Raw genomic sequence first — 26,672 nt, 5'->3', positions numbered from 1 at the left:
TCAGCGCACGAGGCGCTCGCCCGCCGCGTCGGTGGCGAAGATGTGCGCGTGTGCCTCGTCGACGCGGACGTGCACGACCTGGCCCTTCTCGGGTGGGTTGCGCCAGTCGACCCGGGCGACCAGGTTCTCGGTCCGGCCATTGACGGTGGTGCGGCCGAAGACGAATGCCTCCGAGCCGAGTTCCTCGACGACGTCGATCTCGAGTTTCAGTCCGCCGGAGTCGGCGATCTCGACGTGCTCCGGCCGGATCCCGAAGATCACCTCGGAGCCCGCCGCGGTGAGGACGTCGCGGGGGACGGGGACCAGCTGGTCGCCGATCTGCACCCCGCCATCGGTGACGGGCACGGTGAACAGGTTCATCGACGGTGAACCCATGAAGCCGGCGACGAAGACGTTCGCGGGCCGACGGTAGAGCTCACGCGGGGACGCGCACTGCTGCAGCACCCCGCCCTTGAGGACGGCGACCCGGTCGCCCATCGTCATGGCCTCGACCTGGTCGTGGGTGACGTAGACGGTGGTGGTGCCGAGGCGGCGCTGGAGCTGGGCGATCTGGGTGCGGGTCTGCACCCGCAGCTTCGCGTCGAGGTTCGACAGCGGCTCGTCCATCAGGAACACCTGTGGTTGCCGGACGATGGCGCGGCCCATGGCCACTCGCTGACGCTGACCGCCGGAGAGCGCCTTGGGTTTGCGGTCGAGGTAGGCGCCGAGGTCGAGCATGTCGGCGGCCTCCCCGACACGCTTGCGGATCTCGGCCTTGTCGGTGCCTGCGAGTTTGAGGGCGAAGCCCATGTTCTCGGCGACGGTCATGTGCGGGTAGAGCGCGTAGTTCTGGAAGACCATCGCGATGTCGCGGTCCTTGGGCTCGGCGTGCGTGACGTCGCGGCCGCCGATCAGTATCTGGCCGCCGTCGACGTCCTCGAGTCCCGCGAGCATCCGCAGGGACGTGGACTTGCCGCAGCCGGACGGGCCGACGAGGACGAGGAACTCGCCGTCCTCGATGTGCAGGTCGAGTTGGTCGACCGCGGGGACGTCCGAGCCGGGAAAGAGCCTGGTCGCGCGGTCATAGGTGATTGTTGCCATGAGAAATGAATCCCTCCACCGGCAGGAACGTGCCGGACGATCCGAGTGTTAGGGGTGTGCCGGTAGACACCGACGAGGAAGAACTATGGCCTAGATCACAGTGCTTGTCCACTTGGAGACGAACCGGCTTTGTTCTTGAAAAGACGGAAGTATGTATTGATGAAAATCCAAAGGTCCTCTACTGTCAGCGTGACACCCCTCACTCGCAGATTTGAAGAGGACACGAGACATGGCTCTGACAATTGGCATCGACGTGGGTGGCACGAAGATCGCAGCCGGCGTGGTCGACACCGACGGAGTCATCCACCGGATGGTGCGTCGTGACACCCCGTCCCACGATGCGCGCCACGTCGAGAACGTCATCGCCGAACTCGTCCGCGAACTGGCGGATACCCACCCGGTGCAGGCTGTCGGCATCGGCGCGGCCGGCTTCGTCGCCGCAGACCTCAGCACCGTGCTCTTCGCCCCGAATCTGGCCTGGCGCAACGAGCCTCTGGGTGAGGTGGTCGAAGCGGCGTGCGGACTGCCGACGGTGGTGGAGAACGATGCCAACGCCGCGGCATGGGGCGAGGCGCGCTTCGGGGCCGGGCGGACGGGGCAGACCGTCGTCGTGCTCACGGTCGGAACCGGGATCGGCGGCGGCATCGTCGTCGACGGCGTTCTTCATCGCGGCAAGTTCGGTGTGGCCGCGGAATTCGGGCATCTCAACGTCGAACCGCACGGTCGCCGATGCGGCTGCGGCAACCACGGCTGCTGGGAGCGTTACGCCAGTGGGCGGGCACTCGTCCGCGAAGCGCAGGATCTCGCGAACGTCTCGCCGGGTTTCGCTGCAGACCTCCTTGCCCGCGCCGGCGGAAGGGCGGACGCCATCACGGGCCTGCACATCACCGCGGCCGCGCAGGACGGTGACCCCGCCGCGCTCGAGTGTTTCCGGGTGATCGGTTCCTGGCTGGGACACGGCATGGCGGATATCGCCGCGTTCTTCGACCCCGACCTGTTCATCATCGGCGGGGGAGTGTGCGAGGCGGGCGAACTGCTGCGCGGTCCCGCCGCCGCCGCGTTCGAGAACCGTCTCACCGGACGCGCACACCGACCGGTCGCCGAGGTGCGACTGGCTGAACTCGGCGCGAACGTCGGCATCGTCGGCGCCGCCGATCTGGCCCGGGAACGAGTTCTCGGGCTCGCACACAACGGCTCACGAGTATCTGGAGGAGTGCAATGTCCAATCGGTTGAGTCTTCCCATTCCGGTCGCCGAGGTGTGGGACTGGCAGAGGGACGCCGCGTGCCGCGGCTACGAGTCGTCCACGTTCTTCCACCCCGACCGCGAACGTGGCCGGGCCCGCGAGATGCGGGACTTCCGCGCCAAGATGATCTGCCGCGGATGCCCCGTGCTGGTGCAGTGCCGGGAGCACGCGCTCAGTGTCGGTGAACCGTACGGCATCTGGGGTGGGCTCTCCGCGAACGAGCGTGAAGAGTTGCTCGCCACTCACCACGGCCGGGTGGACGAGGCGGTCGCGGAATCCTTCGGCTTCGATCTGGCGCGCCAGGCCTGAGCGCGAGCGGTCAGCTTCCCGCCGGGAGCATGATCACTCTGCTGTTGTCGGTGTCCGCGACGTAGACGTCGCCTCTGCCGGACACGGCGATACCCTCCGGCTGGTCCAGCCCGGAGAACGGGAGAACCTCCTGCTCGTCCGAACCGGCGGCCAGCCGCAGAATGCGATTGTGGTTCTGATCGATGGCGTACACGGTTCCCTCGTCGTCGACCGCGACACCACCGACGCTCTGGACGTCGGTGAAGGGCAGGAAGCTCTGGGCATGGGTGGCGGCGTTCCACGCGAGCACCTTGTTGGGCGTGCCGACGTAGAGATCCCCGTGTTCACTGACGGCGACGGCGAACGGGCCGATCACCGTGAGCGGCACCGCGACGGGAGCCGCGGTGACGTCGTGGAGGGCCATCACCCGGTTGTTCAGCGTATCGGCGACATACAGCGTGGCGTCCGGTCCGAGCGCGATTCCGAACGGCTGGTCGAGACCGTCGAACGGCATCGGCACCTGGGTGCCGCCGTGCAGCATTGTCACGGTGTTGGTCACGAGATCGGAGACGTACACGTCGCCGGACGCACTGACCGCGACTCCCTGGGGAACCTCGAGGCCGGTGAAGGGAAGGACGGTCTGCTCGTACGTCCCGGCGCTCACTCTCAGAACCTGTTTGGCCGCGCTGTCCGCGATGTACAGGTCCCCGGTCCCCGAGACCGCGAGCCCGGCCGGACCCTGGAGACCGGTCAGCGGGAGCACGACCTGCGCGCTCGCCGACTCCGCACCCGGCCAGGCGATATAAGCGACACCGGCGACCACGAGGACGCCCGCCAGCAGCGCGGCGAGCAGCCAGCGCTTCCGCCGCCCCGCGACCGTTGTCGGTTTCGTCGGCTCGGCACCCTGATCGGTGTCGGGGCGGGTCACGGCCGGACTGCTCGTCCGGGTGGTTGCGGCGGGATCGACCAGGTCAGCAGGCCGGGTGACCGGTCCGGGATCGGTCCACCCGATCGCGCGGACGGCATCGCTGAACTCACGACACGTCGAGTAGCGCTCGTCGCGGTCCTTGGCCATGGCGCGCGCGACGACCGCATCGACACCGGCGGGCAGCCCGGGGCGCACCACGCTCGGTCGGGGAATCGGCCCGTTCAGATGTCCGTGCATCACCGAGGAGGCGGTGTTACCGGGATACGGCGGTTCGTTGGTGAGCAGGTGGAAGAAGGTGCAGCCCAACGCGTAGATGTCGACGCGGTGGTCGAGTTTCTCGCCCTCGATCTGCTCGGGCGCGGCGTAGTGCAGGGTCGCCACCAACATCCCGGTGCGGGTCAGCTGATGCGTTTCGTCCAGGGCCTTGGCGGTGCCGAAATCGGTGAGCAGCACCCGTTCGGGGTCGCCCGGCGCGAGCAGTATATTCGCCGGCTTCACGTCACGGTGCAAGATCCCGGCCTGGTGGGCGTGGTCGAGCGCCTTCCCCGTCTCGCTGACGATGTGCACGGCGCGCTCGACATCGAGGGCACCGGAGCCGAGTGCTTTCCTGGCGTCGGTGCCGGGAACGTACTGCATCGCGATCCACAACCTGCCGCCTTCGCGGCCGCGGTCGTGGACGGTGACGATGTTGGGATGGTCGAGATGTGCGGCGTGGTCTGCCTCCGACTCGAAACGTGACCGGACGTAGTCGTCGTTCGTCCATGACGTGTCGAGCAGTTTGAGGGCGATCTTGCGCGGCAGGTTGGGATGCTGGGCGAGGTAGACGGTGCCCATGCCGCCTCGTCCCAGAACCCGCTCGATCACGTAGCCGGCAAACACCGTGCCCGGTTCGAACTCGCCGCTCACATCGGCTTCACCGCCTCCCGGGACCCTCCAACCATTGAACCCCGACGCCGGGTCAGTCCGGTAGCCGCCGCATCTCGATGACGGTCAGTCCCAGCGCGTCGAAGCGCGCCAGCATGCCCCGGAGTTCCGTCGGGCTGTCGACCGGGCCGTAGAGCGTGGTGTCACCGGTAGTGACGTCCGAGACGTCCAACTCGGGGAACGCGGCCAGCACCCGATCGGACAGGGCGCCGCTGATCAGGAACGCATACCTGACCTTGCCGGGCCAGTTCGATTCAGGACGCACCACGGCGGGCTCCTTCATTCGCATCGTCGTTCCAGAACTCGGTCAGCCGTAGATTTCAGGGTGACCGACGGAACGGCGACGCGCCTCACCCGCAAGTGGTGAACCGGCTCAGAGCAAGCCGTTGTGTTGTGCGGCGGCGATGGCGTCGCGGCGGGAGGTGACGCCGAGTTTGCGGTAGATCCCGCGCAGATGGGTCTTCACGGTGTTCACCGACACGCACAGATCTGCCGCGATCTGCTCGGCGGTGCGCCACGACGGAAGCTCCACGAGGAGTTCCAGTTCGCGGGGAGTCAACATGTCGGACGCAGCGCTCTCCGACCGCGGGAACGACGCCCGGAGCCGCTCTGCGAATGCTTCGAGGACACCGAACCGGCCGGTGCTCCGCACGAGGAGTTCTCGGATCTGGGGTCCGCAGTCGTGGAACGGGCGCACCACCGACTGCGGCTCCGCGAGACGCAAGGCCTCGGTGAGAGCGCTGTGGGCACGTGAATCATGTTTGCGGGCAAGCGCGATCGATGCGTCGACGAGCCACGCCGCGATCAGGTTGGTTCCCGCCGCACAGTCCAGTTCACCGTCGAGGACGGGTTGGATTGTCTTACGGGCCAAGTCGAGGCGGTGGAGATGCAGATGGACGATCGCCTCGACGACGGCTGTGTCGCCGGTGGGCCCGAGGAGGGCATGCGTTTCGGTCGCCAATTCGTGCGCCCACCCGATCTCGCCGGCAGCGAGATACGCGTACTGGATGGCAGGCAGCAACACCGCCCGGACCCCGGGCGGTACCGGCAACGAGGACGACACGGGGCTCTCCGCGTGCAGCGTCGTCACCGAACTGTGCCGGTGTCCGGACTCGTCGAGACCGAACAGGGTGGCGGCGCCGTCGGCGAACCCCGCGGTCCCGGTGTTCGCGCGACGCAGCGCCTCCGCGGATTCGGCGGCGGCGCGGGCGGCATCGGGGTCCATCCGGACATAGCGGCACCAGGAGTCGATGAGCTTCGTCGACTGGAATGCGGGATCGCTCGTTGCCGAATGCGTCCGGCCGATCGTGAGTGCCTCGTCGGCCAGCGCGGACGCCCGTACCACGTCGCCCCGCGACATCGCGACGGTGCCGAGGGTTCCCAGGCAGTACATGACGCCCAGCGGCGCATCGCCGAGTCGCGCGTGGGCCAGCGACTTCCCGAGCACGACCTCCGACTCGTCGGTCCGCCCGAGGAACAGCAACGCGCGCCCTTCCTGCAGCAGGACGAATGCATCGAGGTCGGGATCGCCGCTCGTCCCGACACCCACGCCGCGCAACCTGTTCAGGGCGGTCTCGATGTCGCCGGTGCCGATCGCGGTCTGCACGCGGAGCGATTCGCGGAGCAGCAGATGTAATCGGGACTCGGCGGCGCCGTCCACCAGCAACCCCGACCGCCTGCGGTCGAGAAGCTCGAGGGTGGACGTGGCCACCGGAATGTTGCCCGAAGCGAGTGCCGCGGCGGCGCGGATGAGCCGCGCCGACGGGTGGTCCTGCGAAGATCGGGGTGCCCGCGCGAGGAGCCGGTCGACGGCCTCCCCATGACCTCCGACGATCAGGGCCAGCGACGTCCGGGCGAGCAGCGCCACGATCTCGTCGTGATCACCGGAGTTCACCGCGTGTTCGAGTGCGAGCAGTGCGTCGCCGAATTCGTCGTGCCAGTGGGCGGCCGTCAATTCGAGATTCTCGACTTCGACGTGGCCGATCCGGCTGATCTCCGCCCGCAGATAACTCCGCAGCAGCGGATGGTAGCGATAGTGCGTGGGGCTGTCGGCGATTCGGCTGATCAGGAAATTGTGGTGCTCGAGCCAGTCGATGTTGCCGTGCGCATCCGCGCAGCCCGTGAGCTTCTCCGCGAGTTCGACCGTGAACGAGACAGGTACGGACGTGCGCAGGAGGAACTCGCGCATCTCGTCGGTCTGGCCGGCGAGGACCTCCTCGATGAGATAGTCGGCGACGGCCCGGCGGTCGCCCGTGAACTCCGCGATCAATCGGCTCGGATCCGGGTGTCCTTCCAAAGACATTCCTGCCAAGCGAATTCCGGCCGCCCAGCCCTCCGTCCGATCCATCAGGGCGTCGAGATCGCCCGGACTCAGCGCGACGTCGTGCTCGTCGAGCATCTCGGCGGCCTCGTCGGAGGTGAAGGCGAGATTCTTTGCCGTAAGGGTGAACAGCTTGCCGTCCAGGCGAAGTCGCTGCAAAGCGAGGGGCGGCTCGAACCGCCCGACGATGACCGTTCGCAGCATCGGAGGTTGCCAGCGCATGAACGACTCGAGGTCGGTGAGTACGTCGGTGTCGCGGAGGAGGTGGCCGTCGTCGATGATCATCCAGATGTTCTCGCCGAGTTCGTGCAACGCGGCCGACAAGTGCGCGCCGAGATCCGGTGACTCGGAATCGAGCCCGGCGCATGCCTTCTGCAGGCGAGGGTTTCCGGTGTCGGTGAGTGAGCGGAGGATCGCCCGGTGGACGACGTCGAGGTCGTTGTGCCGCTCCTCGATGGTGAGCCACGCAATGGTCGGAGCGTCGCCGGCGGCGAGTGTCTCCCGTGCCCAGTCGGCCACGGCCCGCGTCTTACCCGAGCCGGCCGGTGCACAGACGAGCGCCACCGGGAAGGGGTGGGCGTCGTCGGTGAGCGCCTCGGTGAGCATGGCGTGCAGGCGGGTCCGGGTAACCGTCCGACCCCCTGCACTCGTAGGTATTCGAGTGCTCAGATGAAATTCCCCGAGAGGTACTGCCGTCACGCCGACCCCCAATTCTCGCTGCACCGAGAAACGATCTTCGACAAACGCCAATCTCCGACGCGGTGGGCCGGTGCGACGATTTTAGCGAGAATGCGTTGTCTTGTGTGGGTGAACGTGTTTACCGCAGGGAATGCCACGCTTTCGTGATGTCGTTCGGACTACTGCTTCGTCATCGCGATCGTCATCCTGTGCTCGGGATCGGCCAGGTGACTGTGGTCGTCCTCCCCGATATCGATACGCGCCCACGCAATGTCTCCGGTGAAACCATTTCCGGTCGGCCCGTACTCGCGGGAGACGGGGGAGGCGACATCGATTCCGACGTCCACCGTTTCGTCCATCGAGAACATGAAGGGAAGTGTCCGTTCCACCTTCCCCGTGCCGATGGGGTGTCCGTCCGCGGAGAGGGTGACGGTGCCGCCTTTACCGAGGCCGCCGCCTTCGTACTCGAACTCCATGCGCACTTCGTGCTCTCCGGGGGATAACGGCTGGTCGGAGGTGGTGGTGTACTCGTTCATCCCGAGGACGTTGTAGGTGTATTTCAGGTATCCGTCCCTCGTATACACACTCCAGCCGCCGAACGCCCCGCCCTGGACGAGAATGACCCCGTTCGCGCCCGATTCCGGGATGGTTACTTTCGCGGTGACCGAGTGCGACTTGTTCTTGACGTTGATGACCGAGTTCTCACTGAGCCGCTTCATCCCCGGGTAGAACACCTGCGAGGTCCCCTGGATCAATGTGGGTCTGCCGACCAGTTCGTTGTTGAACCGCTCGGCCGACCGCGTATCCATGGGCAGCACCTTGAATCGCGCCGCCTGGATGAGGAACAGCCGCTGCAGCTCGGCCAGCTTGTCCGGGTGCTCGCCCGCGAGGTCGTGCGACTGCGTCCAGTCCTCTTCCACGTTGTAGAGCTCCCATACGTCGGCGTCGAGGCCGTGCGACGAGGAGAGCCACGGGTCCTTGTGTTTGGCGACGGCGGTCCAGCCCTTGTGGAAGATCGCGCGGTTGCCGAGCATCTCGAAGTACTGCGTTTCGTGCTGTTCCGGTGCGTCACCGTCGTCGAAGGAGTAGTTCATCGCCGTGCCCTCGAACGGGCGCTGCGTGACACCGTGCACCGTGCTCGGTTCGGGAATGCCCGCGGCCGCGAGCACCGTGGGTGCGACATCGATGACGTGCGCGAATTGGTCGCGAATCTCGCCGCGTGCCGCGATGCCGTTCGGCCAGCTCACGATCGTCCCGTTGCGGGTGCCGCCCCAATGCGAGGCCACCTGCTTGGTCCACTGGTACGGGGTGTCCATCGCGTGTGCCCAGCCGATGGCGTAGTGGTTGTAGGAGTCGGGAGTGCCGAGGTCGTCGATGTGCTCGATCATGTAGTCCTCGGTTTCGAGGTGATCCATGTGGTTGATGATGAAACTCTCGTTGGTGGTTCCCTTCGTCGTTCCTTCGGCGGACGCCCCGTTGTCGCCGATGATGATGTACACGAGGGTGTCGTCGAGGACTCCGAGATCGTCGAGAGAATCCAGCACCCGTCCGACGTGGTGGTCGGTGTAGGCGAGGAATCCGGCATAGACCTCCATCTGGCGGGCGAGTGCCGGACGGAGTTTCTCGCTCATCTCCTCCCACGCGGGGATGCCCGGGCTTCGAGCGGTGAGGGTGGCCTCGCGAGGGACCACCCCGAGTTCCTTCTGCCGGGCGAACGTCTCTTCGCGGAGCTTGTCCCAGCCCTGATCGAACTTGCCCCGGTACTTGTCCGCCCATTCCTTCGGCACGTGGTGTGGGGCGTGGGTGGCGCCGGGCGCGAAATAGGTGAAGAACGGCTTGTCGGGCGCGAGTGCCTTCTGCTGCTTGGTCCAGGCGATCGCCTTGTCCGCCATGTCCGCCATGAAGTGGTACCCCTCGTCGGGAGTGCCCCAGGGCTCGAGCGGGGAGGTGTTCTCGTAGATTGCCGGGTACCACTGGTTGGTCTCCCCGCCGATGAACCCGTAGAAGTACTCGAAGCCCCCGCCCGGGTGTGGCCAGTGGTCGAAGGGACCGACCGGTGAGGACTCCCAGACGGGGACCTCGTGGCACTTCCCGAACTGCGCCGTGCTGTAACCGTTGAGCTTGAGTATCTCGGCGAGCGGGGCGCAGTTGTTGGGCCTCAGCGAGCTGTAACCGGGTGCGCTCGTCGCAATCTCGGTGATGCCACCCATCCCGACCGTGTGGTGGTTGCGGCCGGACAGCAGAGCGGCACGCGTCGGTGAGCACAGTGCCGTCGTGTGGAAACGGGTGTACTTGAGCCCCTGGGCGGCGACGCGTTCGAAGTTCGGTGTCTCCACCGGACCGCCGAACGAGCTGGACGCGCCGAAGCCGGTGTCGTCGACGAGGATGACCAGCACGTTCGGGGAGCCGTCGGGTGGGAGCAGGCGGCGAATCGGTGGATAGCTCGTGTCCGGATCCGACGCGTCGTAGGTGACGGTTCCCGTGTACTCGAGGTCGGGAATCGGAAGGGTTCCGCGTTGGATGTCCGTCGAATCGGCTGCCATGGCTACCTCTCTGCGACTGCTGAGGGCGGTGGTCGGTGCCCGCCCCCGAAATTCGGATGCGGCTCTCGGCGACGCTAACCGCGCGCTGCTGTCGGCGGGATCACCCACGGAGGGTGATCCCGGCCAGCAGTCCGAGTGCAGTGCGGACCCAGGCGAGGAAGGTCCGTTCGTTCGCGAGAGTGAACCGGTAGTCCGGTTCCGTGTCGACTTCCGGTGTCAGGAGGACACTCCGACCGGACGGTCGCCGACGATCGAGATCCGCTCCATCACCCGCCGCGCCGGAAAGTAGTCACTCGCCGCGTAGTGCTGGCAGGCGCGGTTGTCCCAGAACGCCACCGTGTTCGGCTGCCATCGCAGGCGCACCTGGAATTCGGGACGGTGGACGTGCCGGTAGAGCATGCGCAGCAATTCGTCGGATTCGGTCGGGGACATCCCGACGATGCGTTGCGTGAAGCTCAGGTTCACGAAGAGGACGCGGCGCCCCGTCTCGGGTATCACGCGGACCACCGGATGCTGGACGGTGGGGAACTGGGGGCGCAGCCTCTCCACGGTCTCCGGCGGCATGTCCGGAAGAACAGGACCTTCCATTCGAGGAGTGCGCGACGCAGTTCCGACATCGTCTCGTCGGGCAGGCCACCGGTCAGCCGGATCCCGGACACCCCGGCGCCGATCGTCGGGGTCACCGGACTGCAGACCAGGCTCGGACAACAAAACCGGTCAAGCATTATTGACTATTCACTTAGTTGATCAAATCGCCTAGTATTTGGTTATCTCGTGGAAAACGATGTAGATCCACGAATTCACCGGACCGCACCGGCGCGTGGCCCGTGCCGACCGGTCTCCGACCGTCACCCTGGAGGAATGCACGCTCATGAACGATGTCGTCGAGTACCGAAAGCTCTTCATCGGTGGTGACTGGGTGACGCCGACCGGGACAGGAACTCTCGACGTGATCTCGCCCCACAGCGAGGAACGCGTCGGGCGGGTGCCCGCCGCCACGGTCGAGGATGTCGACCGCGCGGTCGCCGCTGCTCGTGCTGCTTTCGACACCGGGCCCTGGCCGCTGATGCCGCTGGCCGAGCGGATCGGGGTCGTGACCCGGATCAAGGAGGGGATCGCCGCCCGGGCCGGCGACTTCGCCGAACTGATCTCCCGCCAGAACGGAGCCCCGATGAGCTCCGCCGTGCGGACCCAGGTGCTCGGCGCCGTCGCCGCGTACGGTTCGGCCTGCACTGCTGCCACGGAATTCGGGTGGGAACAGGAGCGACGGGGCGTGACGGGCCCGATGGTGGTGCGTCACGAACCGGTGGGGGTGGTCGCCGCGGTCGTTCCGTGGAATGTCCCTCAACTCGTGATCGCCGCCAAGCTGGCCCCCGCGCTCCTCGCGGGGTGCACGGTCGTCCTCAAGCCCGCACCCGAGACGCCACTGGACGCGAACCTTCTCGCCGAGGTCTGCACGGAGGCAGGCCTTCCCCGCGGGGTGCTGAGTGTGCTGCCCGCCGATCGAGACGTGAGCGGTCATCTCGTCGCGCATCCCGAGGTCGACAAGGTGGCCTTCACGGGATCGGTCCTGGCGGGAAAGCAGATCATGGCTGCCGCTGCCGAGAACCTCACCCGCGTGACGCTCGAACTCGGAGGCAAATCCGCCGCAATTCTCCTCGAGGACGCCGACCTCGACACGGCGATCCCGCGCGTGGTCGCCGGCGCCTTCGTCAACAGCGGCCAGGCGTGCGTCGCCCTCACCCGCATCCTGGTTCCCGCAGCGCGATACGACGAGGTTGCCGACACACTGGCCGCCGCGATCGCGGCGCTGAGAGTCGGTGACCCGTCCGATCCCGCCACCGTCATCGGGCCGATGGTGAGCGCACGACAGCGGCAGCGGAACCTCGACTACATCCGTCTCGGCCAGGAGGAGGGCGCGAAAATCCTCACCGGCGGCGGTGTGCCCGCCGGCCTGTCCTCGGGCTGGTACGTCGAGCCCACTCTGCTCGGCAACGTCGACAACTCCATGCGCGTCGCGCGGGAGGAGATCTTCGGGCCGGTCGTCTGCCTGATCCCGTTCGACGACGAGGACGACGCCGTCCGCATCACCAACGACTCCGACCTCGGGCTCTCGGGCGCGGTGTGGGCCGGCGACGTGCAGCACGGCCTCGACGTCGCCCGCCGCGTCCGGACCGGCACGTTCTCGGTGAACTGCCAGCGCTTCGACGTCGCCGGACCGTTCGGCGGCTACAAGAACTCCGGCCTCGGCCGCGAGTTCGGACCCGAAGGGCTGGCCGCGTACCTGGAGACCAAGTCCATCTTCCTGCCCGCTCAATAGTCGAAGGAGAAAATCAGTGCAAGCCGCAGTTCTGCACCGGACGGGGGACGAGCAGTTGGACGTCACGCGCTCGATCACCGCGACGTCGTTCGGACCCGGACGGGTCCGCGTCCGTCTGCACAAGGCGGGTCTGTGCCATTCGGACCTGTCCGCGATGAGTGGTGTACTCCCGCACAAGGCTCCGTTCGTCCCCGGTCACGAGGGTGCCGGAGAAGTTGTCGAGGTCGGTGACGGCGTCGCCGACCTGGCGGTGGGTGACCGGGTCGTCATCTGCTGGATGCCGCCGTGCGACCGCTGCCCGTCCTGTACGTCGGGCGCGGCACATCTGTGCCTCAGTGGATACAAGAATCTCGCGACACCCAATTTCGAGATGGACGGGATCGCGCTGCCGGGGATGATGGGCGAGGGGACGTTCGCCGAAGAGGTCGTCGTCTCCGCCGCGGCCGCGATCACGATCCCGGACGACGTCCCTTACGAGATCGCTGCGCTCATCGGGTGCGGCGTCACCACGGGGATCGGTGCCGCGCTCAACACTGCCCGCGTGGAGCCGGGTTCGTCGGTGGTCGTGATCGGTCTCGGTGGTGTCGGGATCAGTATTCTGCAGGGCGCCCGCGTCGCCGGTGCCGCTCAGATCGTCGCGGTCGACCCCACCTCCAACCGGCGCGATTGGGCCCTGAAGTTCGGCGCGACGACTGCGGTTTCCCCGGAAGAACTGCAGGACACCGTGAAACGGCTCAGTGGTGGTGCCGGCGTCGACTACGCCTTCGAGGCGGTGGGCACGCCGGGCACGCTGCGCGCGGCCTACGATTGCACGCGCCGGGGTGGAACGGTCTGCCTCGTCGGCGCCGGCTCCCGGACCGAGCCTCTCGGCCTCACCATGGGTGAACTCGTACTGGACGAGAAGAAGTTGCTGCCGTCGTTCTTCGGCGGTGACGACGTCCGGCGCACCTACGCCAAGGTCGTCGAACTGTGGCGGGCGGGCCGAATCGATCTGCAGTCCATGATTACTCACCACGTTCCGCTGTCCGGGATCAACGAGGCCATCCGCCAGATGAGGACCGGTGAAGCGTTGCGCACCGTGATCGACATCCTCTAGGACGTGACAGCAGGCCCCGCACCCGGAGGTGCGGGGCCTGCTGTCGTCTCGCTACACGCCGAGGTCCTTCGCGATGATGGTCTTCATGACCTCGCTGGAACCGGCGTAGATCCGGTTGACGCGGGTATCGGCGTACAGCCGGGCGATCGGGTACTCACGCATGTAGCCGTAACCGCCGTGCAGTTGCAGGCACTTGTCGATGACGCGCCCGGCGACCTCGGTGCAGAACAGCTTGATCTTCGCCGCGTCGGCGACGGTCAACTCGCCGATCTCGTCGAGGTCCAGTGCGCGGTCGACCATGCTCTGAGCGGCTTGCACCTCCGTCGCACATTCGGCGAGAACGAACTTCGTGTTCTGGAACGCCGCCACCGGCGTGCCGAAGACCTGCCGTTCGAGCACGTAGGCCTTGGCGAACTCGATCGCGGCGCTCGCGTTCGCGTAAGCACCCACCGCTGCTCCGAGGCGCTCCCGCACCAGGTTGCGAGTCAGATAGGAGAATCCGGCGCCCTCCTCACCGAGGAGATTCTCGACGGGGACCACCACGTCGGTGAACGACAGCTCGGCGGTGTCCTGAGCGCGCAGGCCGATCTTCTCCAGCTTGCGTCCGACACCGAAGCCCTCCGATGCGGTGTCGACGCACAGGATCGACAGACCACCTCTGCGGTTGCCGGGGTCGGGCGGGGAGGTGCGGCACACCACCAGGATCAGATCCGCCTGTGCGCCACCGGTGATGAAGGTTTTCGCGCCGTTCAGCACGTAGTGCGTGCCGTCTTCGGACAGTGCGGCGGTCGTCTTGATTCCTGCCAGATCGGAACCGGCGCCGGGCTCGGTCATCGCGATGGCCGTCATCATCTCGCCGGAGACGAACCGGGGCAGCCATCGCTGCTTCTGCTCCTCGGTGCCGTATTCCAGCAGGTAGGGCTGCACGAGACAGGTGTGCACCACGTCGGCGCCGAAGCTGACGCCTGCGCGTGCCGCTTCCTCGCGGATCACTGCCTGGTATTTGAAGCTGGTCTCCCCGGCCCCGCCGTACTGCTCGGGGATCTCGATACCGAACACTCCGAGTTCACCGAGCCGCCGGTAGAGCGCACGAGGCACCTGGCCCTCGCTTTCCCATCCGGCATACGACGGCGCGACCTCCTTGGCGATGAACTCGCGGATAGTCTTGCGGAAGGTTTCGTGATCTTCGTCGAACACGGTTCGCTTCACGGTCGGTGTCCCTTCGGTCAGTACTCCGGCGAGAGAGGGCCGGACAGTACGTGGGGTAAGATTCCCTAACCAGATGATCGGGAAGAATTGCGATAGAGCACGCTCTTTTCGCGAATAAGTGAATCTTACCTCATATCGTTGCAAATCGGCACCGGGCGAGGGGATTCCGCAGGGACACGGAGGATGCCAGCATGGTCGTACGCAGACCCCACGACCGCAAGCAGCAGATTCTCGCCGCGGCCGGCGACCTGTTCCGGGAACGCGGCTATCACAACGTGTCCGTCGCCGACGTCGCCGCCGAGGTCGGGATCACCGCTCCCGCTCTCTACCGGCACTTCCGCAACAAGCCGGATCTGCTTCACAGCGCGGTCCAGGCCGGCCTCGACTCACTGTTCGCCACGGTGTCGGAATCCGCAGACCTGAAGGCGCTGCTGACCAATCTGTCCTCGTCGGTGTCGCGGCGACGCGGACTGTTCCTGCTGTGGCAGCGCGAGGCCAGGCACCTTCCGGCGCAGCAGCGCGAGCTCATGCGGGCGCAGGTCAAAGACGTCGCCGCCCGGGTGGCCGCGCTGATTCGCGCCGAGCGTCCCGAACTGCACGACGGCGACGAGTACCTCCTCGGGTGGAGCGTGATCGCGGTCTTCGGCAGTATCTCGGGGCACCGCGTTGCCCTCGGGAGACGACAGATGGAGGCGCTGCTGTACGCCCTCGCCGAGAGGGTCGTACTGGCCCGTGTGGGCGTCTCGGAGTCGCGGGACCAGCCGCAGGGCAGGCCAGTCTCGGTGACTCTTCCGCGTCGTGAACTGCTCCTGATCGAGGCGATCCGGCTCTTCGACGAGCGCGGATACCAGTCCGTGAACACCGAGGAGATCGGTGAGGCCGCCGGAACGACAGGTCCGAACGTCTACAACCACTTCGATGCCAAGGTCGACCTCCTCGTCGCCGCCGTGTCCCGGGGTGGGGAGCGACGGCGGCTCGGGGCGGCGCAGGCGATGACGGAGGCCGGTAGTCCGGACGAGGCCCTCATCGGGCTCTTGAAGGCGCACATCGACTTCGCGATCACCGAGCGCCACCTCCTCGGGGTGTTGATCAGCGAACTCGACCAGCTCCCCGACAAGTTCCGCAAGACGTGCGAGCAGAGCCAGCGCGAATATCTCGGCCTGTGGGTGCAGGTGCTGGACGAGGTGAAGCCCGGCCTCACACCGGCCGAGGCGAGGATTACAGTCAGTGCCGCACTGACCGTGGTGGAGAACGCGGTTCGAACCGGCAGGCTTCGGCGTCGTCCGGATCTTGCGGAACGGCTGGCCGAGATCGGTACCGCGGTCCTTCTGGGCAACTGACGGCAGCCCGCGAACGAGGAAGGCGGCGGTTCCGAGGAACCGCCGCCCTTCGCCCGTCGTGCGGAAACGTCTACGCTCCGAGGCTCTCCCGGAGGTCCGCCTTCCGGATCTTGCCCGTGGCGGTGGCCGGGAGTGCGTCGAGCACGTGGACCGCTCGGACGCGCTGATACGGGGCCACTTCCGCCGCAACGTGCCCGATGATCGAGTCGGTGATCTCCGCACTGCTGCGGACCCCTGGGCGCAGCACCACGAAGGCCACCGGAATCTCGCCCGCGGTCTCGCTCGGAGCCCCGACCACCGCGGCCTGCGCCACGGCCGGATGCGTACAAACGAGTTCCTCCAGCGGCTGTGGATAGACGTTGTATCCCTTGTAGATGATCAGATCCTTCGTGCGTCCCACGATGAACAGATGGCCGTAGTCGTCGATCCTGCCCATGTCTCCGGTGTGCAACCAGCCTCCGATGAACTGCCGTGCGGTCAATTCGGGTTCACCCTGGTAGCCGTCGGTGATCTGCGGGCCGCGAGCCCAGATCTGGCCTGCGCGGCCGACCGGAAGCACGGTCGACCCGTCGTCGTCCCGGATCTCGATTTCGGTGTCGAAGATCGGTACGCCGACGCTGCCGAGCGGAGTGTCCACCGCCGGGGAGGCGGCGTGCATCGTCACCGCCATCGTCGCTTCGCTCAGGCCGTACCCCTCGGTGACCATCGCGCGTGGAAACACCTCCCGCAGCGTGCGGATGGCTGTGGTGTCGAGCGGGGCGGCCCCGGACCCGATGTACCGCACCGACGTCAGGTCGTGCTCGCGGAGCGTGCGCGCCCTCAGGATCGCGTAGTACATCGTCGGCGATCCGGCGAGGTAGGTGACGCGGTGGCGATCCACGTCGTCGAGGAAGGTGTCCGGGTCGAAGCGACCCGACAGGATCGCGGTTCCCCCCATGAGAGTCGCGAAATTGTGGCTCACCAGGCCGAGGCCGTGGAAGAGCGGAGCCACCGCGATCGACACGCTCGCACCGGGCACGAGCATGTGCGGAGTCTGCGCGCCGGTGATCGGTGTCAACGTGATCGCACCGTCGTCCAGCGTGGCAGCGTGTCCGGTCCGCCAGCTCGTGGTCTGCACGACGTTCGCAACCAGATTCCGGTGCAGCACGCGCACCGCCTTCGACCGTCCGGTGGTACCACCGGTCAGCTGGAGGTGGGCGACGAGATCCGGATCCACGCGATAATTCGTCAGCGGTTCGGCATCCAGCAGTTCGGCGAGAGGCACCAGACCGGTGGTGGTCGCCTCGCTGCCGGCCGGGCCTGCCGCAGTGGCAGGGATGACGACCAGGGTCCGCTCGCACTCCGACTCCATCTGGGCGGCGAGCGCCGCGGCTGCGCAGGACGGGTGCGTGAACACCACTTTCGCGGCACACTCGTCGAGTTGACGCCGCAGTTCGGCGGCCGGTTGCGCGGGATTGATCGGTGCCACCGCCGCTCCGGAACACAGTGCGCCGTAATAGGCCACCACGTACCAGAGGGAGTTGGGCATATGGAGTGCGACCGCATCCCCGGGTTCGATGCCGCGGATCCGGAGGCTCCCGGCCACCCTCAGTGCTCGATCGTGCAATTCGGCGAAGGTGAGGGTGGTGTCGCCGTCCCGCAGCGCGACACGGTTCGGGTACGAGCGTGCTGCCCCGGCCAGGATGGCGTCGGCGCCGCACTCCGGATAGTCGAGACTGCGGGGGAGACCGGTCGGCCAGCTACCGGTCAGATCGGGGACCTGGACGTCACTCATATGTGGAAGGTCCTTCATGTCAAATCAATTCGAGGATCGTCGCGTTGGCCATGCCACCGCCCTCGCACATCGACTGCAGCCCGTAGCGGATGCCCTCGTCGCGCATGTGATGAACCAGGGTGGTCATGAGCCGGGCGCCGGAACCGCCGATGGGGTGACCCAACGCCATCGCGCCGCCGTTGGGGTTCAGACGTTCGTAGTCGGCGCCGGTCTCGCGCATCCAGGCCAGGGACACCGAGGCGAACGCCTCGTTGATCTCGAACGCGCCGATGTCGTCGACCGACAGCCCGGACTTCGCCAATGCCTTGGCGGTTGCCGGTATGGGACCCTTCAGCATCGTCACGGGGTCGGTGCCGGTGACCACCGCCGTGTGGATGCGGGCGATCGGGGTCCAGCCCTGTGCCTCGGCGAACTCGCTGGTGGTGATCAGCAGGGCCGCGGACCCGTCGGAGATCTGGGACGAATTCGCCGCGGTGATGATGCCGTCCTCGTCGAACGCCGGACGCAGCCGCGCCAGTGTCTCGAGCGTGCCGCCGCGCCGCACGCCTTCGTCGGTGTCGAAGACGTGCATCCTGCCCTCGGCGTCGGTGACGTCGACCGCGGTGATCTGGTCCTTGAAGCGACCCCCGTCGATCGCGGCCGCGGCCCGGGCGTGGGAATCGAGAGCATGCTGGTCCAACTCGGTGCGAGTGAGACCGTATTCGTCGGCGATCAGCTGCGCGCCCATGCCCTGGTTGAACCGCACCCCGTTGTAACGGTCCCAGACGAGCGGTCCGTGGGGCTCCCCGAAATCGCCCGCAGCGCGGGCGGATCCGAGGGGAACGGCGCTCATCATCTCGACGCCACCCGCGACCGCAACGTCGTACTGCCCGGAGATCACCCCCGCAGCGGCCTGATGCACGGCCTGCTGCGAAGACCCGCACTGACGGTCGACGGTGACGCCGGGAACGTGCTCGGGCCAGCCGGCGGCGAGCACGGCGGAACGGGCGATGCAGCCCGACTGCATGCCGAGCGTGCCGACGCAGCCCCAGACCACGTCGTCGACGAGGCCCGGATCGAGACGGACCCGGTCGGCGAGTGCGCCGAGCACATGAGCGGACAACGAGGCCGCGTGCATTCGGGACAGTGCGCCGCCCCGTTTGCCGACCGCGGTCCGGACGGCGTCGACAATGACTGCGTCGCGCATGGGAACTCCAGGTGTACTAGGGGATCAGGGATTGGGGTGGTGAACGTGCGGGCCCTACAGGCCCATGTCCTTGGCGATGATGGTCTTCATGACCTCGCTGGTTCCGCCGTAGATGCGGCTGACGCGAGTGTCTGCGTACAGACGGGCGATGGGGTATTCGAGCATGTAGCCGTAGCCGCCGTGCAGCTGCAGGCATTTGTCGATGACGCGTGCCGCGACTTCGGTGCAGAACAACTTGATCCGTGCGGCGTCGGCAGCGGTGAGCTCGCCGGAATCGTCCAGTTCGAGCCCTCGGTCCACGAGCACCTGGGCGGCTTCGACGTCCGTGGCGCACTCGGCGAGAACGAATTTGGTGTTCTGGAAGCTCGCGACCGGCTTGCCGAACACCTTCCGCTCGGTCACGTAGTCCTTCGCGAACCGGACCGCGGCGGCAGCGGACGAGACTCCGCCGACGCCGATGGACAGGCGCTCGCGCGGCAGGTTCTGCCCGAGATAGGAGAAACCGCGATCCTGCTCGCCGAGCAGATTCTCCACCGGAACCACCACATCGGTGAAGGACAGCTCGCTGGTGTCGCTGGCGCGCAAGCCCAGCTTCTCCAGCTTGCGACCGTATTCGAACCCGGGGCTGTCGGTCGGAACGACGAGCAGGCTCAAGCCGAAGCGGCGATCGTCCGCCGTGGGGGCCGAGGTGCGGGCCACGACCACACAGAGTTCCGAGTTGACCGCGCCGGTGATGAAGGTCTTGGCCCCGTTGAGGACGTAATGCGTGCCGTCCTCGGAGAGCTTGGCGGTGGTCTTGATCCCGGCGAGGTCGGAACCGGTACCCGGCTCCGTCATGGCGATGCACAGCATGGTCTCGCCGGACGCCACTCCGGGAAGCCAGCGCTTCTTCTGCACCTCGTCGGCCAACCGGAGCAGATACGGCAGCACGATGCCGATGCTGACGGTGTAGTGGCCGAATCCGACTGCAGCGCGGGCGGCTTCCTCCTGCATGATGGCTTGGAACTTGAAGCTTGCGTCGCCGGCGCCCCCGAATTCCTCCGGGATGCCGAATCCGGTGGCGCCGAGGTCGCCGAGTTTGGTGAACAATTCACGCGGAACGCGGTTCGCCGATTCCCAGTCCGCGTAGTGCGGAGTGATCTCCTTGGCGATGAACGTCCGGATGGTGTCCCGGAACGCCTCGTGTTCGTCGTTGTAGACCGTGCGTTTCATCTCTGATGTCCTTTCAGTTCGCGGTGACGACGGCGGACCCTTGGAGGGTGACCGTTCCGTCCGGCAGGGTCACGGTGAGATCGAGGTGGGCGAGACCGTTCTCGACCTTCACCACCGTCCCGGTGCAGGACGGGGTCGAGTTGACCGGTGTGATCGCCGAGAATCGGACGTTGTACGAACGGATGCGTTCCTGTGCAACGTAGTTCGTCAGCAATCGGCCCAGGTACGCCATCGACAGCATGCCGTGGGCGAACACGTCGGGAATTCCGACGGCGGTGCACGCGTCGATGTCGATGTGCACCGGATTGTGGTCACCCGACGCGCCCGCGTACAGGGCGAGCGTGGAGCGGGTGACCTTCGGTAGCTCGAGGGTGAGGGTGTCTCCGGAATTCATCTCAGCCGACTTTCTCGTACAGGGTGACGACGCCCGCGCCGCCGAGACCCAGGTTGTGCTGAAGTGCGAGGGTGGCGCCCTCGACCTGCCGGGGACCGGACTCGCCGCGCAACTGCCAGACGAGTTCGGTGCATTGTGCGAGGCCGGTGGCGCCCAGCGGGTGCCCCTTGGACAGCAGTCCGCCCGACGGGTTGACGACCACCCGGCCTCCGTAGGTGTTGTCGCCGTCGAGGATGAACTGCTCGGCGCCGCCCTCCTCGACGAGCCCGAGTGCCTCGTAGCAGAGCACCTCGTTGACGGTGAAGCAGTCGTGGAGTTCGACGACCGCGATGTCGTGCGGATCCACGCCCGACATCTCGTACACGTTCTGCGCTGCCGTCCTCGTGACGTCCGAGCCGACGACCTTGATCATGCTGCGGTCGTCGAACGTGCTGGGCAGGTCGGAGGTCATGGACTGGGCCGCGATGGCCACGTCGGCGCGCAGGCCGTGGGCACGGGCGAACTCTTCGCTGCAGAGGACGGCTGCGGCCGCACCGCAGGTGGGAGGGCATGCCTGGTATCGCGTGACGGGTCCGTAGAGAGTCGGTGCCGCGAGCACTTCCTCTTCGGTCAGCGGAGTCCGGAACACCGAGTACGGGTTGTTCGCGGAATGCCGGCGGGCCTTCACTTGGATCTTCGCGAACGTTTCCGCTTTCATGCCGTACTTGGCCATGTACTCCAGACCCGCCGCGCCGAAGTACTGCGCCGCGCGGGGCACGTCGGTGTCGATGCCGAACGTGTCCTCGAGCACCTCGTCGAAGCGGCCGAGCGGCCGCGGCCGGTCGGTCCACGCGCCCTTCAGCGCGCCCGGCTGCATCTGCTCGAAGCCGACCGCCAGCACACACTCGGCCGCGCCGCTCTCGACCGCCTGACGGGCGAGCCACAGCGCCGTCGACCCGGTGGCGCAGTTGTTGTTGACGTTGACGACCGGGATGCCGGTCTGCCCGAGCCGGTACAGGGCGCGCTGCCCGCACGTGGAGTCGCCGTACACGTAGCCGGCGTAGGCCTGCTGCACGCTCGCGTAGTCGACTCCGGCATCCCGCAGGGCGGCGTGCGCGGCCGCGGCGCCCATCACGTCGTAGTCGTCGCTCTGTCCGGGTTTCGTGAACGGGATCATGCCAACCCCGGCCACGATCGTCCTGCGGCTCATGCTTTCTCCAATTTCACGGGTTGTCGCTCAGACCCGGCCGGCGTCGACGACCAGGCACTGGCTGTTGACGTAGTCGGATTCGGGTGTGCAGAGGAGGTACACCGCTCCCGCGGCCTCCTTCGGGGTGCCGCCCCGGCCGAACGGGATCGTGGTGGCCATCGCCGCCATGCGGTCGGGGTTGACTCCGACGCGGATGTCGCGCCCGTCGATGTTCAGCGTCGTGTTCGTCTCGGCCGTGACCTCGGTCATGCGGGTGACGATGAACCCGTACGCGACGGCGTTGACGTTGACCTTGTAGCGGCCCCACTCCTTGGCGAGGGTCTTGGTGAGTCCGATGACGCCCGCTTTCGCGGAACCGTAGTTCGCCTGTCCCGCATTGCCGTAGAAGCCGGACGTCGAGGAGATGTTGACGACCTTGCGGTGGTAGTCGGTGGGGTTGGCCTTGATGTACGGCTGGGCGGCGCGCAGGATCCGGAACGGCGCCTTGAGGTTGACGTCGAGAATCGTGTCCCACTGTTCGTCGGTCATCTTCTGGATGACGGTGTCCCAGGTGTAGCCGGCGTTGTTGACGATGATGTCGAGGCCGCCGAACGATTCGACGGCGGTGTTCACGAACCGCTCGGCGAATCCGTCGTCGGATACCGATCCGACGCAGCTCACCGCCTGCCCGCCTGCTGCCTTGATGTCCTGCTCGGTCTGGGTGGCAGGTTCGGGGTCGAGGTCGTTGACCACGACGGCGGCGCCCTCGGAGGCGAGTTTGAGTGCGATTTCCCGGCCGATGCCGCGGCCGGAGCCGGAGACGAGGGCGACTTTTCCGTCCAGAGTTCCCATGTGTCGTACGTCCTGTTCGTGTAGTCGTCAGGCGAGGGCCGCCGCGTGACCGGCGTCGAGGCCGATCTCGGCGAGGACCTCGCGGGTGTGGGCGCCGACGTACGGCGCGGGTGTGGGCGCCGAAGCGGGCGTTCCCAGGTAGCGGGGTGCGGGGGAGGGTTGAACGGAACCGTCCCCGAAGGTTCCGAAGGTTCCGCGGCTCACGTTGTGCGGGTGTTCGGCTGCTTCGGTGAGGGTCAGGACGGGTGAAACACACGCGCCCTGGCCGTCGAACCTCGACTCCCACTCGGTTCGGGTCCGGGTCGAGAAGACCTGGGCAAGGCGTTCGGCCATCGTCGGCCACGCGTCGCGGTCGTGTTGCCGGGCGAAATGTAGGTCGTCGGCCAGCTCCAGCACCCGGAGCATCGCGGCGTAGAACTGCGGTTCGACGCAGCCGACGGCCACGAATCGTCCGTCCGCGCAACGGTATGTCCGATAGAACGGCGCCGCGCCGTCGAACATGTTCGACGCCCGCCGGTCCACCCACCGGTCGCGGGCGAGCAAACCGTGGATCAGGGCCAGCTGCACCGCTGTGCCGTCGGTCATCGCCGCATCGACCACCTGTCCGCGGCCGTCGATCCGGGACCGGAGCATCGCCGTCGTCATCCCCAGTGCGAGAAGCATTCCGCCGCCGCCCATGTCGCCGACCAGGTTCAACGGCACCGGGGGAACGTCACCCTCCGAGCCCATTGCGCCGAGGGCGCCGGTCAGGGCGATGTAGTTGATGTCGTGGCCCGGCTCCTGCGCCAGCGGCCCGTCCTGACCCCAGCCCGTCATCCGGCCGTACACCAGCTCGGGGTTCCGGGCCAGGCAGACGCCGGGTCCGAGGCCCAGGCGTTCGGTGACACCCGGCCGGAAACCTTCGATCACCGCATCAGCGGTGTCGATGATCTTCAGCACGGTCTCGACATCACGCGGATCCTTCAGGTTCAGGGCGACGGACCGCCGATTGCGATGCAGCACAGGGTGCCCGGATCGGGATCCGATCTCGGTGTGCCGGTCGATCCGGATCACGTCCGCACCCTGATCGGCGAGCAGCATCCCGCAGAACGGGCCCGGCCCGATTCCGCCGAGCTCGACGATCCGCAGTCCGGTGAGGGGTCCGCTCGCGGCGGACGTGGCGTCAGTGCTCATCAGAAGCGCTCCTTGACAGGGGGATCGGTACGGATTCAGCGTGAACCGGCGTCGACGTTCAGGCACTGGCCGCTGACATAGTCGGTCTCGGGCGCGCAGAGCACGTAGACCGCTCCGGCGGCTTCGGCGGGCGTGCCCGGCCGGCCGAGCGGGTTGGACGTCTTCACCCGATCCATCACCGCCTGACTGACACCCGCCTTGATCTTGCGGCCGCCGATCTCGACGAACGTGTCGTCGCCCGACACCGCCTCCGTCATCCGGGTGAGGATGAAACCGAATGCGACGGCGTTGACGTTGACCTTGTAGCGGCCCCACTCCTTGGCGAGGGTCTTGGTGAGTCCGATGACGCCCGCTTTCGCGGCGGCGTAGTTGGACTGTCCGGGATTGCCGAAGACACCCGCGGCCGAGGAGACGTTGACGACCTTGCGGTGGTAGTCGGTGGGGTTGGCCTTGATGTACGGCTGGGCGGCGCGCAGGATCCGGAACGGCGCCTTCAGATGGACGTCCAGGATCGTGTCCCACTGTTCGTCGGTCATCTTCTGGATGACGGTGTCCCAGGTGTAGCCGGCGTTGTTGACGATGATGTCGAGGCCGCCGAATGATTCGATTGCGGTGTTCACGAACCGTTCCGCGAATCCGTCCTCCGTCACCGATCCGACGCAGGCGACGGCCTGCCCGCCTGCTGCCTTGATGTCCTGCTCGGTCTGGGTGGCAGGTTCGGGGTCGAGGTCGTTGACCACGACGGCGGCGCCCTCGGAGGCGAGTTTGAGTGCGATTTCCCGGCCGATGCCGCGGCCGGAGCCGGAGACGAGGGCGACTTTTCCGTCCAGAGTTCCCATGATGTGTTGTTCCTCGAGGTTCGTGATGAATGAAATGTTCTGTGGCGTGGTGCCGTACCGCTACGCGGAGGCTCTCGGGTCGCGGATGACGGTGGTCGATCGCAGCTGCGCGATCGGCTCGCCGTGGCGGGTGACCTCGGTGGTGCGGACGAGGAACTGGAGCGCCCCGCCCTTCTTGGCGTAGCAGTTGGTGACTTCGGTCGAGAAGTGAAGGGTGTCACCGGCGTACGCGGCGGCGTGGTAGGTGAACGACTGCTCGCCGTGCAGAATCGTGCGGATGTCGATGCCGAGGTCCGTGTAGAAGGTCGACGGACTCGGCCGCTCCATGTCGAGGCAGAACAGGAAGGTGGGGGGCACCGGCAGGTCGCGGTGGCCGGCCTCCGCCGCGGCGCCCGGGTCGGTGTAGATCGGGTCGTCCTGCCCGGTGGCGCGGGCGAAGAAGGACAGTCGCCCGCGCTCGACCTCCACGGTGTGCTCGGGAATCCGGGTGCCGATGACGCCGGGATCGAGACTTGCCACGGCAACTCCTTGGGTATGAGGGGCGGCGCCTGCCGCCAGGATGGGGGTCCTGCGCCGAATCCACTCGGAACAAGCTCCAGCAACTGGTTAGCGCATATTCACTTTGCGATACATATAGGCATATGTCAAGGAAATCTGGGGTCGTATCCAGGTGATCGAGAATTTTCACGAGGCCGGGAATCGTCGGTCTCTCGGTCAGAGAAGTTCGAGGACCATCGCGTTGGCCATGCCGCCCGCCTCGCACATCGACTGCAGGCCGTACCGAATTCTGCTGTCGCGCATGTGGTGCACCAGTGTGGTCGCCAGCCGGGCGCCTGAGCCGCCGAGCGGGTGGCCGATCGCCATCGCGCCGCCCAGCGGATTGAGCTTCGCGTAGTCGGCACCGGTCTCCTGCAGCCAGGCCAGTGTGACCGACGAGAACGCCTCGTTGATCTCGAATGCTCCGATGTCATCGAGGGACAGCCCGGCCCGCGCGAGGACCTTGGCAGTGGCCGGGATCGGGCCGGTGGCCATGGTCACCGGATCGACTCCGGCGAGAGCCACCGTGTGGATGCGGGCCAGCGGGTTCCATCCGTGGCGCGCGGCAACCTCGCTGCTGGTCACGAGCAGTGCTGCGGCGCCGTCCGAAATCTGCGACGAATTGCCCGCCGTGATCCGGCCGTCCTCCTTGAACGGGGTGGGGAGTGCGCTCAGGCGTTCCAGCGTCGACGTGCGTCGGATGCCCTCGTCGGTGTCGAACACGAACGACGCCCCGTCCGGGCCGGTCACCTCGACCGGGGCGATCTGCCCCACGAACCGCCCCTCGTCGATGGCTGCCGCGGCACGCGCGTGCGAGTCCAGTGCATGCTGGTCGAGTCCCGACCTGCTCAGGGCGAATTTCTCGGCGATCATCTCGGCGCCGACGCCCTGGTTGAACTCGACGTGGTCGTACCGCTCCCGGACGAGTGGGCCGAACGGTGTGCCGCATCCCGTGGCATTACGTGCCGACCCCATCGGAACGCGGCTCATGCTCTCGACGCCCCCGGCGATGGCGATGTCGTACTGACCGCTGATCACGCCCGCCGCGGCGAAGTGGAGGGCCTGTTGCGACGACCCGCAGGCACGCTCGATCGACACACCGGGCACCGACTCCGGCCAGCCGGCCGCAAGGACCGCGAACCGGCCGACGCCGCCGGCCTGTTCGCCGACCTGGCTGACGCAACCCCACAGCACGTCGTCCACGGAAGTCGGATCCAGGTCGTTCCGATCGCTCAGGGCGCTAAGCACGTGCGCGGACAGGTCGACGGGGTGGATACCGGCGAGTGCTCCGCCCCGTCGGCCGACCGGTGTGCGGACGGCGTCGACGATGACAGCGTCGTACATGTGATTCCTCCTCGTTGGCAGGTCGCGGACGTTCCCGCCGACCGCTCCCTTTAAGTGAATATGCGATAACAGATCTGCCGATGTCCTCCTCGTCTCGCTCCCTGCCCTGGGATAGGGCTGGTCCTGGTCGCGAGGCAGGGGATCAGTGGCCGCTCTCAGGTTATAGCAGATTCACATTTTTCGAGATAAGGCTTGATAGATAGCCAATTCGATGATTGACTT

The 26,672-nt window shown here is 66.8% G+C and carries 21 protein-coding genes and 2 pseudogenes; 5 read left to right on the top strand and 18 right to left on the bottom strand.

Annotated features, from left to right (window positions below):
- The gene (locus DTA22_RS18825; protein WP_112300549.1) at nt 1-1,080 is read right to left on the bottom strand and encodes an ABC transporter ATP-binding protein; all 1,080 of its coding nucleotides are present in this window, start codon (nt 1,078-1,080) and stop codon (nt 1-3) included.
- A gap of 229 nt (nt 1,081-1,309) precedes the next feature.
- Here DTA22_RS18825 and DTA22_RS18820 point away from each other — a divergent pair, with 229 nt between their 5' ends.
- Complete coding sequence (locus DTA22_RS18820; RefSeq protein ID WP_112300548.1) at nt 1,310-2,314, top strand: ROK family glucokinase; 1,005 nt, start codon at nt 1,310-1,312, stop codon at nt 2,312-2,314.
- A complete protein-coding gene (locus DTA22_RS18815; RefSeq protein ID WP_025431714.1) occupies nt 2,299-2,634 on the top strand; it encodes a WhiB family transcriptional regulator in 336 nt (111 codons plus the stop codon). The genes DTA22_RS18820 and DTA22_RS18815 overlap by 16 nt, the downstream gene beginning before the upstream one ends.
- Before the next feature lie 10 nt (nt 2,635-2,644).
- On the opposite strand, the gene DTA22_RS18810 is transcribed toward DTA22_RS18815, so the two are convergent.
- The 6 genes and pseudogenes from DTA22_RS18810 to DTA22_RS18785 all read right to left on the bottom strand — a co-directional run.
- On the bottom strand, nt 2,645-4,447 hold the full coding sequence (locus DTA22_RS18810; RefSeq protein WP_112300547.1) for a serine/threonine-protein kinase PknD: 1,803 nt from the start codon (nt 4,445-4,447) through the stop codon (nt 2,645-2,647).
- 52 nt (nt 4,448-4,499) lie between these two features.
- Nucleotides 4,500-4,748, bottom strand: coding sequence for a hypothetical protein (locus DTA22_RS18805; RefSeq protein WP_081792274.1), 249 nt, complete (start codon nt 4,746-4,748; stop codon nt 4,500-4,502).
- 90 nt (nt 4,749-4,838) lie between these two features.
- Nucleotides 4,839-7,391, bottom strand: a complete 2,553-nt coding sequence (locus DTA22_RS18800; RefSeq protein ID WP_112300546.1) for a LuxR C-terminal-related transcriptional regulator — start codon at nt 7,389-7,391, stop codon at nt 4,839-4,841.
- A 251-nt stretch (nt 7,392-7,642) separates the two neighbouring features.
- Entirely contained in the window at nt 7,643-10,006 is a 2,364-nt protein-coding gene (locus tag DTA22_RS18795; protein ID WP_112300545.1) for a sulfatase-like hydrolase/transferase, read from the bottom strand.
- Between the two features lie 118 nt (nt 10,007-10,124).
- A pseudogene (locus tag DTA22_RS18790) lies at nt 10,125-10,211 on the bottom strand (YidH family protein); the annotation flags it as partial.
- A gap of 11 nt (nt 10,212-10,222) precedes the next feature.
- A pseudogene (locus DTA22_RS18785) lies at nt 10,223-10,695 on the bottom strand (TauD/TfdA dioxygenase family protein); the annotation flags it as partial.
- Between the two features lie 182 nt (nt 10,696-10,877).
- Between DTA22_RS18785 and DTA22_RS18780 the strand changes: the two are divergent.
- The gene (locus DTA22_RS18780) at nt 10,878-12,326 is read left to right on the top strand and encodes an aldehyde dehydrogenase (protein WP_112300588.1); all 1,449 of its coding nucleotides are present in this window, start codon (nt 10,878-10,880) and stop codon (nt 12,324-12,326) included.
- Nucleotides 12,327-12,342: 16 nt separating this feature from the next.
- Entirely contained in the window at nt 12,343-13,422 is a 1,080-nt protein-coding gene (locus DTA22_RS18775) for a zinc-binding dehydrogenase (protein ID WP_112300544.1), read from the top strand.
- Between the two features lie 51 nt (nt 13,423-13,473).
- Here the strand turns inward: DTA22_RS18775 and DTA22_RS18770 are convergent, their stop codons facing one another.
- Nucleotides 13,474-14,631 (bottom strand): acyl-CoA dehydrogenase family protein, encoded by a 1,158-nt coding sequence (locus tag DTA22_RS18770; protein ID WP_112300543.1) that lies wholly within the window; start codon nt 14,629-14,631, stop codon nt 13,474-13,476.
- A gap of 191 nt (nt 14,632-14,822) precedes the next feature.
- On the opposite strand from DTA22_RS18770, the gene DTA22_RS18765 reads away from it, so the two are divergent.
- The gene (locus DTA22_RS18765) at nt 14,823-15,971 is read left to right on the top strand and encodes a TetR/AcrR family transcriptional regulator (RefSeq protein ID WP_112300542.1); all 1,149 of its coding nucleotides are present in this window, start codon (nt 14,823-14,825) and stop codon (nt 15,969-15,971) included.
- A 70-nt stretch (nt 15,972-16,041) separates the two neighbouring features.
- Here DTA22_RS18765 and DTA22_RS18760 read toward each other — a convergent pair whose 3' ends face one another.
- The 10 genes from DTA22_RS18760 to DTA22_RS18715 all read right to left on the bottom strand — a co-directional run bounded on the left by DTA22_RS18760 (nt 16,042) and on the right by DTA22_RS18715 (nt 26,450).
- Nucleotides 16,042-17,745, bottom strand: coding sequence for a class I adenylate-forming enzyme family protein (locus DTA22_RS18760; protein ID WP_245973373.1), 1,704 nt, complete (start codon nt 17,743-17,745; stop codon nt 16,042-16,044).
- A gap of 19 nt (nt 17,746-17,764) precedes the next feature.
- Nucleotides 17,765-18,931: a thiolase family protein gene (locus DTA22_RS18755; protein ID WP_112300541.1), complete on the bottom strand. Its 1,167-nt coding sequence runs from the start codon at nt 18,929-18,931 to the stop codon at nt 17,765-17,767.
- A 54-nt stretch (nt 18,932-18,985) separates the two neighbouring features.
- Nucleotides 18,986-20,143 (bottom strand): acyl-CoA dehydrogenase family protein, encoded by a 1,158-nt coding sequence (locus DTA22_RS18750; RefSeq protein WP_112300540.1) that lies wholly within the window; start codon nt 20,141-20,143, stop codon nt 18,986-18,988.
- 13 nt (nt 20,144-20,156) lie between these two features.
- Nucleotides 20,157-20,537, bottom strand: a complete 381-nt coding sequence (locus DTA22_RS18745) for a MaoC/PaaZ C-terminal domain-containing protein (protein WP_112300539.1) — start codon at nt 20,535-20,537, stop codon at nt 20,157-20,159.
- Nucleotide 20,538: 1 nt separating this feature from the next.
- Nucleotides 20,539-21,726 carry a lipid-transfer protein gene (locus DTA22_RS18740; protein ID WP_112300538.1) on the bottom strand — a complete coding sequence of 396 codons (1,188 nt, stop codon included), beginning with the start codon at nt 21,724-21,726 and terminating at the stop codon, nt 20,539-20,541.
- A 27-nt stretch (nt 21,727-21,753) separates the two neighbouring features.
- Nucleotides 21,754-22,557, bottom strand: a complete 804-nt coding sequence (locus DTA22_RS18735; protein WP_112300537.1) for an SDR family NAD(P)-dependent oxidoreductase — start codon at nt 22,555-22,557, stop codon at nt 21,754-21,756.
- 27 nt (nt 22,558-22,584) lie between these two features.
- A complete protein-coding gene (locus tag DTA22_RS18730) occupies nt 22,585-23,730 on the bottom strand; it encodes a CaiB/BaiF CoA transferase family protein (protein ID WP_112300536.1) in 1,146 nt (381 codons plus the stop codon).
- A 35-nt stretch (nt 23,731-23,765) separates the two neighbouring features.
- Nucleotides 23,766-24,569, bottom strand: a complete 804-nt coding sequence (locus DTA22_RS18725) for an SDR family NAD(P)-dependent oxidoreductase (protein WP_112300535.1) — start codon at nt 24,567-24,569, stop codon at nt 23,766-23,768.
- Nucleotides 24,570-24,629: 60 nt separating this feature from the next.
- Nucleotides 24,630-25,088, bottom strand: a complete 459-nt coding sequence (locus DTA22_RS18720; protein ID WP_112300534.1) for a MaoC family dehydratase N-terminal domain-containing protein — start codon at nt 25,086-25,088, stop codon at nt 24,630-24,632.
- 195 nt (nt 25,089-25,283) lie between these two features.
- On the bottom strand, nt 25,284-26,450 hold the full coding sequence (locus DTA22_RS18715; protein ID WP_112300533.1) for a thiolase family protein: 1,167 nt from the start codon (nt 26,448-26,450) through the stop codon (nt 25,284-25,286).
- Between the last annotated feature and the right edge of the window lie 222 nt (nt 26,451-26,672).

The organism is Rhodococcus wratislaviensis, assembly GCF_900455735.1.
In the GTDB taxonomy this organism is placed as follows: domain Bacteria; phylum Actinomycetota; class Actinomycetes; order Mycobacteriales; family Mycobacteriaceae; genus Rhodococcus_F; species Rhodococcus_F wratislaviensis.
The sequence above is the reverse complement of the archived record's forward strand: the minus strand, read 5'-3'. Positions and strand labels throughout refer to the sequence as shown.

Bases quoted from the DNA above. Each gene is read 5' to 3' on its own strand.
- DTA22_RS18820 (WP_112300548.1), top strand. From the start codon at position 1,310: ATGGCTCTGACAATTGGCATCGACGTGGGTGGCACGAAGATCGCAGCC.
- DTA22_RS18805 (WP_081792274.1), bottom strand. From the start codon at position 4,748: ATGAAGGAGCCCGCCGTGGTGCGTCCTGAATCGAACTGGCCCGGCAAG.
- DTA22_RS18815 (WP_025431714.1), top strand. From the start codon at position 2,299: ATGTCCAATCGGTTGAGTCTTCCCATTCCGGTCGCCGAGGTGTGGGAC.
- DTA22_RS18725 (WP_112300535.1), bottom strand. From the start codon at position 24,569: ATGGGAACTCTGGACGGAAAAGTCGCCCTCGTCTCCGGCTCCGGCCGC.
- DTA22_RS18750 (WP_112300540.1), bottom strand. From the start codon at position 20,143: ATGAAACGCACGGTCTACAACGACGAACACGAGGCGTTCCGGGACACC.
- DTA22_RS18760 (WP_245973373.1), bottom strand. From the start codon at position 17,745: ATGAGTGACGTCCAGGTCCCCGATCTGACCGGTAGCTGGCCGACCGGT.
- DTA22_RS18825 (WP_112300549.1), bottom strand. From the start codon at position 1,080: ATGGCAACAATCACCTATGACCGCGCGACCAGGCTCTTTCCCGGCTCG.
- DTA22_RS18800 (WP_112300546.1), bottom strand. From the start codon at position 7,391: ATGCTCACCGAGGCGCTCACCGACGACGCCCACCCCTTCCCGGTGGCG.
- DTA22_RS18745 (WP_112300539.1), bottom strand. From the start codon at position 20,537: ATGAATTCCGGAGACACCCTCACCCTCGAGCTACCGAAGGTCACCCGC.
- DTA22_RS18740 (WP_112300538.1), bottom strand. From the start codon at position 21,726: ATGAGCCGCAGGACGATCGTGGCCGGGGTTGGCATGATCCCGTTCACG.
- DTA22_RS18795 (WP_112300545.1), bottom strand. From the start codon at position 10,006: ATGGCAGCCGATTCGACGGACATCCAACGCGGAACCCTTCCGATTCCC.
- DTA22_RS18780 (WP_112300588.1), top strand. From the start codon at position 10,878: ATGAACGATGTCGTCGAGTACCGAAAGCTCTTCATCGGTGGTGACTGG.
- DTA22_RS18765 (WP_112300542.1), top strand. From the start codon at position 14,823: ATGGTCGTACGCAGACCCCACGACCGCAAGCAGCAGATTCTCGCCGCG.
- DTA22_RS18755 (WP_112300541.1), bottom strand. From the start codon at position 18,931: ATGCGCGACGCAGTCATTGTCGACGCCGTCCGGACCGCGGTCGGCAAA.
- DTA22_RS18735 (WP_112300537.1), bottom strand. From the start codon at position 22,557: ATGGGAACTCTGGACGGAAAAGTCGCCCTCGTCTCCGGCTCCGGCCGC.
- DTA22_RS18715 (WP_112300533.1), bottom strand. From the start codon at position 26,450: ATGTACGACGCTGTCATCGTCGACGCCGTCCGCACACCGGTCGGCCGA.
- DTA22_RS18730 (WP_112300536.1), bottom strand. From the start codon at position 23,730: ATGAGCACTGACGCCACGTCCGCCGCGAGCGGACCCCTCACCGGACTG.